This is a genomic window from Colwellia sp. 1_MG-2023 (assembly GCF_030546755.1).
Taxonomy (GTDB): Bacteria; Pseudomonadota; Gammaproteobacteria; order Enterobacterales; family Alteromonadaceae; genus Thalassotalea_H.
Genome location: NZ_JAUOPE010000012.1, coordinates 66,113 through 77,952 on the forward strand (window position 1 = coordinate 66,113; position 11,840 = coordinate 77,952).

General features: G+C 34.1%; 16 protein-coding genes. 14 read left to right on the forward strand and 2 right to left on the reverse strand.

Annotation, left to right across the window (positions count from 1 at the left end; genetic code table 11):
• Positions 1 to 19: 19 nt before the first annotated feature.
• Together Q4493_RS13750 and Q4493_RS13755 are read right to left on the reverse strand one after the other, a co-directional pair.
• Positions 20 to 1,435, reverse strand: a complete 1,416-nt coding sequence (locus tag Q4493_RS13750; protein WP_303453694.1) for a sodium/proline symporter — start codon at positions 1,433 to 1,435, stop codon at positions 20 to 22.
• A 28-nt stretch (positions 1,436 to 1,463) separates the two neighbouring features.
• Positions 1,464 to 1,913, reverse strand: a complete 450-nt coding sequence (locus Q4493_RS13755; RefSeq protein ID WP_303453697.1) for a GNAT family N-acetyltransferase — start codon at positions 1,911 to 1,913, stop codon at positions 1,464 to 1,466.
• 309 nt (positions 1,914 to 2,222) lie between these two features.
• Here Q4493_RS13755 and Q4493_RS13760 point away from each other — a divergent pair, with 309 nt between their 5' ends.
• From Q4493_RS13760 to Q4493_RS13825, 14 genes are all read left to right on the forward strand, one after another.
• On the forward strand, positions 2,223 to 2,858 hold the full coding sequence (locus Q4493_RS13760; protein WP_303453700.1) for a hypothetical protein: 636 nt from the start codon (positions 2,223 to 2,225) through the stop codon (positions 2,856 to 2,858).
• A 103-nt stretch (positions 2,859 to 2,961) separates the two neighbouring features.
• Positions 2,962 to 3,465 (forward strand): flavodoxin family protein, encoded by a 504-nt coding sequence (locus Q4493_RS13765; protein ID WP_303453703.1) that lies wholly within the window; start codon positions 2,962 to 2,964, stop codon positions 3,463 to 3,465.
• A 64-nt stretch (positions 3,466 to 3,529) separates the two neighbouring features.
• Positions 3,530 to 3,835 carry a hypothetical protein gene (locus Q4493_RS13770; RefSeq protein ID WP_303453705.1) on the forward strand — a complete coding sequence of 102 codons (306 nt, stop codon included), beginning with the start codon at positions 3,530 to 3,532 and terminating at the stop codon, positions 3,833 to 3,835.
• A gap of 36 nt (positions 3,836 to 3,871) precedes the next feature.
• Positions 3,872 to 4,288, forward strand: coding sequence for a hypothetical protein (locus Q4493_RS13775; RefSeq protein ID WP_303453708.1), 417 nt, complete (start codon positions 3,872 to 3,874; stop codon positions 4,286 to 4,288).
• 110 nt (positions 4,289 to 4,398) lie between these two features.
• A complete protein-coding gene (locus tag Q4493_RS13780) occupies positions 4,399 to 4,647 on the forward strand; it encodes a DUF1272 domain-containing protein (RefSeq protein ID WP_303453709.1) in 249 nt (82 codons plus the stop codon).
• A 127-nt stretch (positions 4,648 to 4,774) separates the two neighbouring features.
• Positions 4,775 to 5,164 carry a hypothetical protein gene (locus tag Q4493_RS13785; protein WP_303453711.1) on the forward strand — a complete coding sequence of 130 codons (390 nt, stop codon included), beginning with the start codon at positions 4,775 to 4,777 and terminating at the stop codon, positions 5,162 to 5,164.
• A gap of 94 nt (positions 5,165 to 5,258) precedes the next feature.
• The gene (locus Q4493_RS13790; protein ID WP_303453712.1) at positions 5,259 to 5,642 is read left to right on the forward strand and encodes a VOC family protein; all 384 of its coding nucleotides are present in this window, start codon (positions 5,259 to 5,261) and stop codon (positions 5,640 to 5,642) included.
• 59 nt (positions 5,643 to 5,701) lie between these two features.
• A complete protein-coding gene (locus Q4493_RS13795; RefSeq protein ID WP_303453714.1) occupies positions 5,702 to 6,493 on the forward strand; it encodes a PhzF family phenazine biosynthesis protein in 792 nt (263 codons plus the stop codon).
• Positions 6,494 to 6,593: 100 nt separating this feature from the next.
• Positions 6,594 to 7,262, forward strand: coding sequence for a YoaK family protein (locus Q4493_RS13800; RefSeq protein ID WP_303453716.1), 669 nt, complete (start codon positions 6,594 to 6,596; stop codon positions 7,260 to 7,262).
• Between the two features lie 225 nt (positions 7,263 to 7,487).
• A complete protein-coding gene (locus Q4493_RS13805; RefSeq protein ID WP_303453718.1) occupies positions 7,488 to 8,276 on the forward strand; it encodes an MBL fold metallo-hydrolase in 789 nt (262 codons plus the stop codon).
• 152 nt (positions 8,277 to 8,428) lie between these two features.
• Complete coding sequence (locus tag Q4493_RS13810) at positions 8,429 to 9,817, forward strand: diguanylate cyclase (protein WP_303453721.1); 1,389 nt, start codon at positions 8,429 to 8,431, stop codon at positions 9,815 to 9,817.
• A gap of 141 nt (positions 9,818 to 9,958) precedes the next feature.
• Positions 9,959 to 10,300 (forward strand): hypothetical protein, encoded by a 342-nt coding sequence (locus Q4493_RS13815; RefSeq protein WP_303453723.1) that lies wholly within the window; start codon positions 9,959 to 9,961, stop codon positions 10,298 to 10,300.
• A gap of 187 nt (positions 10,301 to 10,487) precedes the next feature.
• Positions 10,488 to 11,369, forward strand: coding sequence for a DMT family transporter (locus Q4493_RS13820; RefSeq protein ID WP_303453725.1), 882 nt, complete (start codon positions 10,488 to 10,490; stop codon positions 11,367 to 11,369).
• Positions 11,370 to 11,452: 83 nt separating this feature from the next.
• On the forward strand, positions 11,453 to 11,791 hold the full coding sequence (locus tag Q4493_RS13825) for a hypothetical protein (protein ID WP_303453728.1): 339 nt from the start codon (positions 11,453 to 11,455) through the stop codon (positions 11,789 to 11,791).
• Positions 11,792 to 11,840: the final 49 nt, after the last annotated feature.

Consider the following 11,840-nt stretch of genomic DNA (forward strand, 5'->3'; position numbering starts at 1 on the left):
TAAATGAACTCTTTGGCATTCATGTAGCTGTTACTCTGTTATTGTCCTTCGATGAACCAATCCAAGCGACGATAAATGCGAATACAAAAGGTAAAATTCGTTCAATAACATCGCCCGGTGGCGCGGGAAAGAAGCTAAAAATAACGGTTGAGAAAAAGCCAATAAAAATAGCTAAAAATGTGAATTTCCCAGAAATTATTCTACCCATTAGTATGATAATCACTACAGGTCCAAACGCAGCACCTAGCGCATTCCAAGCAAACAATACCCGAGTGAAAATATCTTCTGGAGCAAAAATGGCTAAACACATGGCAACACCACACATAGCGATTACGGTGAAACGTGATAACACCAAGTTTTGTCGCGATTTTTGTGAACTTACATCATATGAAATAGCACTGGCGGAAACTAATAATTGACTGTCAGCGGTAGACATAATCGCAGATAACGTGGCGGCAACAACAATACCTGCAAGTACAGGATGAAAAACTTGCTGAGACAAGGTGACAAGTGCCTGCTCACCGGTTACAGGTGAAGCAAGTAAAACTTTTGCGCTCCAACCCACTAACAGCATGCTAATAAAAATAATAACTGACCAACCAATTCCAATATATTTACCTTGTCTAACGGCTTTTTCATCTTTAAGTGCCATTAAACGGTTAACAACATGAGGTTGACCAGGGTTACCTAAGCCAATGCCAAAAGTTCCAAGAACAAAAAATAACGCATATATGCCTTGGTATTCGCCAAACCAGGTTAATTGTGTTTCATTAAAAGCTAATTGCATTTGTTGCCATAATTCAATGGGACCACCTATTACATAAATAGCTGCCGTGGGTAGCATAATAGCGGTTGCCACCATTAATAAACCTTGCAAGGTATCTGTGATACTGACCGCCCAAAAACCGCCTAACAAGGTATATATTAAGATGATTAGCGTACCTAAAATAATGCTGTTGTTTGAGCTCATTTCAAACGTGTCACTAAACATATTTCCTGCAGCTTGAAACTGTGCGGCGATATAAAAAGCAAAGGAAAAAACGATACATAAGGAACAAAGCCAGAGAATAGCTTTACTGTGTGATCGCCCTTGAGCAATAAAATCACTTAAGGTGACAGATTTTTGTTGTTTGGCTTTTTTTTGAATTCTAGGGGCTAACCATAGCCAATTTAAGCTATAACCTAGAACGACAGAAGGCACTATCCAAATAGCAGATAACCCCAGTAAATAGGCTGCGCCGCTCATCCCTAATAATGACCATGCAGATGACGCACTCGCTGCAGCACTTATCGCAGCCACCCAAGGGCCTAACTCTCTGCCACCAATAAAATAATCATCGGTGTTAGTGGTGCGTTTATTGCTCCATATCCCAATAGCAATAAGCACCACTTTGTAGATGATAAGCGTTACTAAGACAGTCGTTTGATAATCCATTTGAATGAATTCTTATTATTTTAGGTTGTTACTCCGTTTTATCATTATCGAAGGTAGAGATAAATACTTGTAGTTGAGATTGTTTCTTTTTATAAGCAATAAATCGTAAATATAAGTGTGGAGGTAATTTAGTTTCGAATGCTGAGGGTAGAAGTTTAACAAAATTGTTTTTTGTGTAAAACGCCTCAAGGGGGGCATTAGCAAAACAAACTAAAGGTTGATGGCGTTCGTTTGCATGGTTAAGCAGGAGGGAAGCGATCCCCTGATGCTGAAATTTATTATCAACCACTAAAGCATGTAGAAAATAGTGTTGATGGTGTTCGGCAATTTTAGACACCATTACCGCAGCAACTATTGTGTGATTTTTCTTCACATAATAACCCTGGTCGTAACCAATATAACTGGCCGAGTATTGTTGTGCTTTATAGAAACGCAAAAGCTCTTTTTTATCAGACTTTGCTGCGGTGATTATTTTCATTATTGAAAACTGTGTGTCATTTTATTCCGCCATATTAACGCTTATTTACCCCATTTAATGATTAAATTACGCTGTTTAAGTAAATACGAAGTCATTTCTATTAATACTAGAAATGGAAAACAGGTAAATAACATTTATGAATATTATAATTTGGTTTTAGTTCATTTGTGTCAAAATGTTTAAATAATAAAAATTAGGCTATGGAATAAATAGTATAAACACATTAGTTTAGATTTTGTTTCACACATCACTATAATATGATGTTTGTCACATATTATTAAAAATAAATTATTATATTTTTGAGTGTTTATGATTACTGTTGAAGTTTATTTTAAAGAAGCTGAACATGCATTAGATGGGCTATTTAAATCACTTGAATATTATTGTGGTTTGGCAAAAAAAGCGGTAGAGCCAATTATAATTTCTGATAGACCAATAGAACATTTAAACCAAGATTTATCTCGAAGAGAAGAAATCTATAAAAGTATGAAAATGTATCAATCTCATCAATTTTCTATGCATTTTGTAAGTGGATCTATTCTTCAGTTTGTATCTAAAGCAATTGATTTATATTCAGATCAAAAAGAAATGAATTTTGACAAGTCAGCATTGTTTTCAAAATTTAATGATAATAAGAAATTACTATTATCAAAGTATTCTGTAGGTAGGATTGTGAAAGGTATTCCTATTGGGTTAGTTATATTGGCTGGTAGAAGTCAATATAATCATATAGAAGAGGGTGGGAAGCTAAGGACTTATAATCAAATAATATTTAATTTGCTATGTGAAGAAGAATTAGGAAATGATACATATCGTGATCCCTGTTTTGATTTATCTAATAATCTTTATTGCTACTCATCAAATATTATTGCTTTTCTTGGTTGGGAGAGATACGAAATATTCAAAAAAGATATGTCAGACATTTTTGGGATAACTCTCTCATAAGCAAAGTAACGGGTATAGGTAGCGGTGACTCTTAGATTTCGTGGCCATGTCGTTATTACTATAATTGTTCTGATATCGGTTCTGTATGACCAAAGGAAAACATATGAAGCTTGCAATAGTGTTAGGAACGGCTAAATCTGATGGTAACACTCGTGCTTTGGTTGATGCTTTTACTTTGAAGGTTGAGGCTGACATTTTTGATTTGTCGCTGTTTAACATTTCTTTTTTCGATTACTTAGCTAAAAATAAAGATGATGATTTTTTACCATTGATCCATCAATTATTAACTTATGATCATATTATTTTCGCATCGCCTGTTTATTGGTATTCAATGTCAGCGCAATTGAAAGTATTTATTGATAGGTTACCTGATTTGCTGACTAGTCATCAGGATTTAGGGCGAAAGTTAAAAGGAAAATCAATTTCTGTACTCTCCACCGGCTATGATTTGGATTGTCCTGACTGTTTTATTATGCCTTTCAAATTGACGGCAAACTATTTGGGTTTGATATTTAAAGGTTATGAATATGTCTCTATTCAATCAGATAAACATGAGATTAATTTCGAAAAAAACGTTATTAGCGCCATTAATCAAATAAAAAATTAAATTTGGAATTAACTTTAGTTTAATATTAACCTTAAATTGGAATTAACTAGGCAAGGATGGAAAATTGGATTATTCAATTTGGTTGAAAAAAAATTACCCGAAGATAGTTGATACACCCTTTGAAATTGTTTGCTCATATATAAATGAAGCAAAAACCGAAACTAAATTATTCAGAGAGTTTGTAAAGGCCGTTGGTGCGATTTGCCTTTTATTACCCCTTAATCTTTATATATATTTAGCATATTCTGGTTTTATTTATTGGTTATTAACCATTACATCATTTGCTATGGTTGATTTTGTCTTGTTATATGTTGATCAAAAGGTTATTAAAAATCGTTTGAAAAAAATCGTAAATTTAAAGTCTAATTAATCACAATAGCCCCTATTTAATTAACTGAGAATGACTATGAGTTTTATGTTTTTTGCCGGTATTTTGAGTGCGATTGCTGCAATATTACATTTAGGTTGTATTTATTTTGGCGCTTCTTGGTATCGTTTTTTCGGTGCAGGGGAACATATGGCAAAGCTTGCTGAGCAAGGGAGTATTCAACCGACAATGATTACCAGCGGTATTTTCTTAGTACTTGCTATTTGGTCACTCTATGCCTTTTCCGCTGCGGGCGTTATTTATAAACTTCCTTTCCTGAAAACGATACTTGTTTTAATTACCAGCATTTATTTACTTCGCGGCGTCGTTGGGTTCGTTTTAATGAACCAGCCACTAGGTCGGTCTCCAGAATTTTGGTTTTGGAGCTCAATAATTTGTATATTCTACGGTGTTATTCATTGCATAGGATTAAAACAACAATGGTCGTTATTGTAAATAAACTCTGCTATGACGTACTCTTATTTAATGAAGTGTTATCTGTTTGAAAATTTGCTCATTTTTTCGGTATTTTTTGTTAATGGTTATTATATTGCGAGGAGTTTTAAATGCTTGAATTAAGACCCAATTGTGAATGTTGTGATAAAGATCTCCCTCCAGAATCAACAGAAGCTCATATTTGCACATTTGAATGTACATTTTGTACCCATTGTGTTGAAGGTGTTTTAAATAATCAATGCCCTAATTGTCGTGGTAATTTTGTTCCTCGGCCAATTAGACCTAAAGCGGCATTAAAACGTAATCCTGCTTCAACTCAACGTGTACTTAATAAAAAGGGGTGTGCAAGGCAAACTTAACATTGGCGTACCTTAGAGTGCTATAGTTTGTCTTATATCTCTAGCCACTTAACTACTTTCATATCACGAAAAAGTAAAATACCTCGAATCATTTGGGGTAAATTTTCTCTAAAAAATAGGAGACTTTATGTCTAAATTAATGTTGATTTTAATGATGTTTTTTACCAGTTACACTGCCTTCGCCGAGTCTAATAAACAACCTGAAGATGCAATTCTACTTACTATATTTTTAAAACATGATCAAAGTAATAGTTTTGAAGAGTATCAAAACATTTTAGAAAAGCAGGAGTTTTTTGAAAAATTTCCGCCTAAAGGTGTGGCTGTTGTAAGTTGGTATGTGATGATGGGAATAGGGCAAGTGGTCACTTTACAAGTACCCGCGCATAAACTTAGAGAGGTTAATCTTGCTGTAGAAAAGAGTGCATGGAAGGCTTTTACGGCTGAGTTCTATCCTACGTACGACCTGTACCCTGTGTTCAAAGATAAATTAAAAAACAAAGAGAAAGTTAGTTATTAAAAGAAACGTTTTTAAATTGTTTCAATGACTTAATGTTTGTTTAAATAGCTTATTATTTTAATGATTTATTATCATATTTAAGGATGTGAACTAGGTGAATTTAAATCAAATAACATTACCTGTTAATGATATGTCTGAGTCGACCAGGTTTTATCGTCAACTTGGTTTTACTCAAATTGTTGATACTCCTCATTATGCACGTTTTGAATGTCCAGAAGGTGGTTCAACATTTTCCCTTGCATTATCAGATGAAAAAATCAGTAATGGTATCGTGATATATTTTGAGCATGAGAAATTAGATGAATGGGTTAATATTCTTAAATCGAAAGGTGTTAATTTTACGCAAGAGCCTTTAGATCAAAAATATTTATGGCGTGAAGCCGTTTTAATCGACCCTTCTGGCCATAAAATTAAACTTTATTGGGCTGGTGAAAATCGTTTAAACCCGCCATGGCGTGTTGAAATAAACGAGCACTGACATTAAAAACGCATTTATATTTTTACAGAGAATAATAATTTAAGGAATTACCCTAAAACATGGAATTAGAAATTAATATTGTTGATGCCTTTACTGATGTTGCTTTTAAAGGGAATTCGGCTGCTGTAATTATGACCGAGCAATGGTTACCTGATGATCTAATGCAGTCTATTGCTATGGAAAACAACTTATCGGAAACCGCTTTTGTTAAGCAAATAACCCAACAAAAATATGAGATTAGGTGGTTTTCACCTATTACTGAAATAGACTTTTGTGGTCATGCAACACTTGCTTCTTCATTTGTTATTTTTGCTAAAAACAAAAACCTAACTCAAATAAGCTTTTACGCGAAAGCCGTTGGTCATTTAACGATAACTAAAATGGCTGATGGTTATATTCAAATGATTTTTCCAAGTAATCCTCCTCAAATTATTCATGATATTCCGTCTGTGTTATTAAATGGCCTTTCAATCAAACCTTTAGCAGTATTGAAAAATAAGCAAGCTTTCTTTGCTGTTTTTGAGAAAGAAAGTGATGTTTATGCAGTGGTGACTGATAACGAATTACTAAAAAAACTCGCGCCATTTGATGTGGTAGTTACTGCTCAATCAACGGACTATGATTTTGTTTCACGGTATTTTTGGCCCGCAAATGGTGGTGATGAGGATCCCGTTACAGGCTCAATTCACACCGGGTTAGCACCTTATTGGGCTGATAGATTAAATAAACCCAAACTCATTGCTTATCAGGCTTCAAAACGAGGTGGTGTTATTAATTGTCAGGTTTGTAACGATAACGTATATCTTCTAGGCAAAGCTGTACCATATTTATCAGGTACAATTCAGGTTTAAATACTGCCCTTGTAAATTCGGGAGCATTCACGTTATAAAGAGAGTTCTTTTAGTCACTTTTATAAGTTTGAAAACACCTTGGATAAAAATAGGATAAATTGTGATTTCTAAATTACCTAAATGGGTCGAGTCTGGTGCGTTTATTTTGTCATTTGTCGCCGGCTATATAAATTCGATTGGGCTATTAGGATTTGAACATAAAGCTGTCTCTCACTTATCAGGCACTGCTACCTTGCTGGGTATTAACTTGATCAACGATACGTTAGCATCAACTTTTCATATTTTACTCATATTATTAAGCTTTTTAGTTGGTGCTACATTGTCGGGATTTTTAATTCGGAGTAGCGCGCTTAAATTAGGTCGTCATTATGATACGGCTTTATTTTTAGAAGCTGTTTTAATTCTTATTTCAATTCCTCTTTTATCAAAAAATAACTTTATAGGACATTATGTGATTTCTGCTGCATGTGGATTACAAAATGCTTTAGCTACTTCTTATAGTGGCGCGATTATTAGAACAACACACTTAACTGGTATTTTCACTGATTTGGGTATTTTAATCGGCGCAAAATTGAGAGGTGAAGTATTTGATAAAAGAAAATTCTTCCTATTTTTATTGATAATTTCGGGGTTTATTTTCGGAGGGAGCTCAGGAGCATATTTTTACTACCAATTTCAGTTTTTATCGTTATTTTTACCGACACTCATCTGTGTGTTTATTGCCTTTTCGTATCGGATTTATAGTCAAAAGTCGGTAAATTGCACATAGTGTAAACTGGACATTGGTTTTCATTTGATAATTTATCGAAGCAGTTTGATAGATTTTTTATCAGAGAATTTGACGTTTAAGAGGTTATAAAACATTCATTTTCTCTTACATTTTATTTCTACCTTTGAGTTTGTTTTTCGTTAAGCTGTTAATTTGTTCAAAATAAACAGGGAGAAACTTATTAAATACTTAATTATTATCGTGGTTTTCTGTTGCCAAAATACTTTGGCAAACCCGTTTAAAACTTTAATTAACTTTACCAGTGAACAACTAGCCGATAATTTATACGTTTTAAAGTCGGAACGTTCTAACACTAATGTAGGCGTTTTTATTGGCCAAGAATACATTGTGCTGATTGACCCTGTCGTTGGAAAAGCAAATAATTCGGTGCTAGTTAGCGCAATTCAAGCCTTTTCAGATAAGCCTATTAAATACGTGATTAATACGCACTCTCATCCTGATCACAACGGTGCGAATGCGTTTTATATCGAACGTGGCGCCACCATCATTTTGCATACCAATTTAGCTGCTGATAATCAAACTGCTTTTCAAGCAGATTATTCGTTAGATTTAGGTAACGAGACTATTAATCTTTTTAGTTTTGTCTCGCATTCAAAAGATGATGTAATCATTCAGTTTGTAAACAGTAATGTTATCTTTATGGGGGACACCTATATGCATAATATATATCCTCATGCTTATGTTGGTGGCAGTGCAGGGCTTTATCGCGTTATCGATAAAACTTTAACCATGACCGATGATGACAGTAAAATTATCACCGCCCATGGTAGTTTTGTTACGACAAAACCTGAATTTCTTAACTTTCAAAAAAATGCCAAAGCGTGGTATCAACGAATTAATCAACTTAAAGACGAGATGACTATTGAAGAAATCGCTATGGATGAAAAGTTAATAGCAATCAGTAAAAGTTTTAGAGATTTATCTATGCCCAATCTCAAACAAAGGCTAATTCGAACAATTCATACTGAACGAGCAATACTGAACGGGCTATAAAACCATAAATCTTAGATGAAGCTCAAAATAATCTTGATTTTCTTCTTCCTCGGTATACTTGTGCTACGCTTAAAATATAAACAGGGATTGATTAATTCCTTCATTGATGAAGTTGATTATTAATTAAGGCTTTATATTTTGAAGGTTCCCCAATGAAGAATTTAACTGGTGTCACCCTACAAACTTTACTTGAAAAAGCAAATATTGGGGTTGTGATACATAACTGGGACACTAAGGTTGTTTATGCAAATCCAGTCGCGCTTAAATTATTACGATTAACTCATGACCAAATAATTGGTAAAGATGCTAAAGATCCGCAATGGCGATTTATTGATGAAGGTAATCGTCCAATCCAGCCTGAAAATTATCCAGTTTCACTCGTTAAAAGGTTCAAAGCTCCATTAAACAATGAAGTATTAGGCGTTACTGATAGCAAAAATGAAGAGCCTTCATGGTTTATGGTTAATGCTTACCCTGAGCTTTCAAACAATTTAGAAGAAAGCTTTCTTGTGGTTACCTTTAATGACATATCTGAACAGAAAAATTTATTTTCTTACAGTGCTATTGTTGATAATGCTAAAGATGTCATTATTGTGACCGAAGCTGATAGTATTGATGCTCCATTAAGTCCGCGTATTGTTTATGTAAATAAAGCTTTTGAGAGCCTTACTGGCTACTCCAAAGAAGAAGTCATAGGAGAAACACCGCGGATATTACAAGGTAAAGACACAGATAAAGGCGAGTTAGCTAAAATTAGAAAAGCACTTTCAGAGAATCAAGCTATCAATAGCACCATTCTTAATTATTCAAAATCAGGGCATCCATATTGGCTTAACATGGATATATTTCCGTTAACTAATAAATACGGCGAGGTGACACATTTTGCCGCTTTAGAAAGAGATGTTACTAGTGAAAAATATTATGCCGATCAACTAGAGAGTAAAAATAAGGGGTTGAAGGAGATTAAAGCTAACCTTGAAGCTATTATTCGTGAAAAAACTCAAGAGCTGCATGATGCCAATAAAAAACTATATCATCATGCCTATTATGATGAATTAACCGACATTCCAAACCGGAGATATTTTATTGAACAAGCTACAAAACAATTTAGCCGAGCTAATCGCGAACATTGTGTGACATTAACGGGGTTAATTGATATCGATTTATTTAAACAGTTTAATGATAACTATGGTCATGCTGTTGGCGATAAAGTATTAGTAGCCGTTAGTAACACTTTATCGTCGTTTTTTCGCCAAGAGGATGCTTATGGGCGTTACGGAGGTGAAGAGTTTGCTTTTTGTATCTTAATTACTGATGACAGTAAAGTGATGGAAATTTGTCAGCGGTTAAAAGATAAAATGTCGCAAGCCATGGTGACTCTTGAAGATAACACTACATTGTCTATTACGGTAAGTATCGGCGTAAGTGTCGCAAATGTTGATAAAGTGACTCTGTTAGAAGACGAGTTAATTAAAGCTGACAAGGCGCTCTATGATGCGAAAAGTAATGGAAGAAATTGTGTAAAAATGCATAATCCTTAAACGCATCGAAAAGTAAGCCTGATCATTCAATGCTATAGCTAGCAAAATAGGTAGGCTGAACACTGGTTAGCTTATGAATAAATAGTTTATACTTATATACTACGTTTTATATTACATCTCATATCAAAGGATAACGAAAGAATGTTTGAGCATGTTAAGCAAGACGTTATTTCATTTAAACAATTTATTTATCGGTTGTTTCGTTATTTTATATTTGCCAGCATATTTCTTTTACTTGGATTAATCCCCGGAATTCTAGGTTTTCTTTTTATTGAAAATTTACTATTCATCGAAGCGTGTATCAATGCGTTATCTTTGTTGGGTGGTTTAGACTCACCTTATCCTTTAATTTCTCATTTTGGTAAAGTATTTACCGCTATTTATAGCCTTTTTATTGAGACTGTTTTTTTGTTATCGTCAGCCACGTTGTTAGCGCCGATAATTCACCGAATCATTCATAAAATGCATGCACCACTAAATTAAACGTAACTTCGATTATTTATTAAATGAATTATTACAACTTCATAAAATACCAATGACTCAAGTTACTTAACCGCTTGGGATAATTTTACAGGGGCATTATCAATGTTTTTTGTTCTTGATAATGAGTTAAATTATCAAATTAATTAATATCGCACTTATTAGGGAATAAAATTGCTCATGGGGTTAAATGGTTAATCAATCTTTCATAAAAACCAGTTTATTATCTGGGGTGGCATTAATGGCTTTTGCTGCTAATTCTGTACTTTGCCGGCTAGCGTTAGGTGCGGGGAGTATCGATCCGGCAAGCTTTACGAATCTTAGAATGATATCCGGTGCTATGGTTCTTTTGATCATATTAATATTTCAAAAAAGTGAAAAAAGTGCGACATCTAAAGGAAGTTGGTTTGCCAGCTTAGCTTTATTTGCATATGCAGTAACGTTTTCCTATGCGTACCTTTCGGTAGATACAGGAACAGGCGCCTTAATTCTTTTTGGCACAGTTCAAATTGCAATGATTGTCATATCGATTATATCAGGGGAACGTTTACATATTACCGAGTGGTGCGGAGCTGTAATAGCATTTACTGGTTTTGCCTATCTCATTTTACCGAGCGTTTCTTCGCCCTCTATCTCTGGTTTTTTGTTAATGGTTATCGCAGGAGTTTCATGGGCTTTATATACAATATTTGGTCGAAATTCTAAAAATCCGCTAATGGATACTACGTATAACTTTATTAGAACCTTACCTTTTATCGCTATATTTTTTATTATCACAATAAAAGATATAAATTTCACTTCAGAAGGGCTAATTTTAGCGTTGTTATCAGGCGGTTTGACTTCTGGAATAGGTTACACCATTTGGTATATTGCACTAAAGGGGTTAACCGCTACTCAAGCGGCGGTAATTCAATTATTTGTCCCTGTTCTTGCTGCAATAGGAGGTGTTCTTTTTGTCGCTGAATTAATGACTCTCAGATTAATCATATCCACATGTGTGGTACTTGGTGGAATATTAATGGTTGTTTTAGGTCGTTATTATTCATTAAAGCGCGTACTTAAAAGTACATAAAACAAAGTTAGGTATTCAAACGTTATTCTGTGTTTACTAACTTTTTTATCATTTATTACGCGAGTATAAGAGAGGTATTTATTTTGATGCGTATTGCTTTATTTTTCATCAGTATATTATTTTTCATCAGTATATTAGGTTTTAATCCGATGATTGCCATTGCTTCACAATCAAAAAATATCGATATCACTACGGTTATTTCTAAAGAGCAGTTTTTAAAATATCGTCATGTTGGGGACTTTATTGAAAATTCCCCTAAGGTAACTATAACGGTGAAAGCTGAACCAGAGGATATTACTGAATATGGCAAAGGTGTTGTGAAATCTTTAACAGGATCTGATTGTGATAGAGATGGTGAGATGGACAGTAATGCAAAATGTAATGCTGTTTATTATAAACTTTGGGTGAAATATGCGCGTTAAAAATCAAAACGCCCGATAAAGTAAATCGGGCGTTTTAATCAACATTTAA

Coding starts and splice junctions, on each gene's coding strand:
- Q4493_RS13750 (WP_303453694.1), bottom strand. CDS start 1,435: ATGGATTATCAAACGACTGTCTTAGTAACGCTTATCATCTACAAAGTG.
- Q4493_RS13755 (WP_303453697.1), bottom strand. CDS start 1,913: ATGAAAATAATCACCGCAGCAAAGTCTGATAAAAAAGAGCTTTTGCGT.
- Q4493_RS13760 (WP_303453700.1), top strand. CDS start 2,223: ATGATTACTGTTGAAGTTTATTTTAAAGAAGCTGAACATGCATTAGAT.
- Q4493_RS13765 (WP_303453703.1), top strand. CDS start 2,962: ATGAAGCTTGCAATAGTGTTAGGAACGGCTAAATCTGATGGTAACACT.
- Q4493_RS13775 (WP_303453708.1), top strand. CDS start 3,872: ATGAGTTTTATGTTTTTTGCCGGTATTTTGAGTGCGATTGCTGCAATA.
- Q4493_RS13780 (WP_303453709.1), top strand. CDS start 4,399: ATGCTTGAATTAAGACCCAATTGTGAATGTTGTGATAAAGATCTCCCT.
- Q4493_RS13785 (WP_303453711.1), top strand. CDS start 4,775: ATGTCTAAATTAATGTTGATTTTAATGATGTTTTTTACCAGTTACACT.
- Q4493_RS13795 (WP_303453714.1), top strand. CDS start 5,702: ATGGAATTAGAAATTAATATTGTTGATGCCTTTACTGATGTTGCTTTT.
- Q4493_RS13810 (WP_303453721.1), top strand. CDS start 8,429: ATGAAGAATTTAACTGGTGTCACCCTACAAACTTTACTTGAAAAAGCA.
- Q4493_RS13815 (WP_303453723.1), top strand. CDS start 9,959: ATGTTTGAGCATGTTAAGCAAGACGTTATTTCATTTAAACAATTTATT.
- Q4493_RS13820 (WP_303453725.1), top strand. CDS start 10,488: ATGGTTAATCAATCTTTCATAAAAACCAGTTTATTATCTGGGGTGGCA.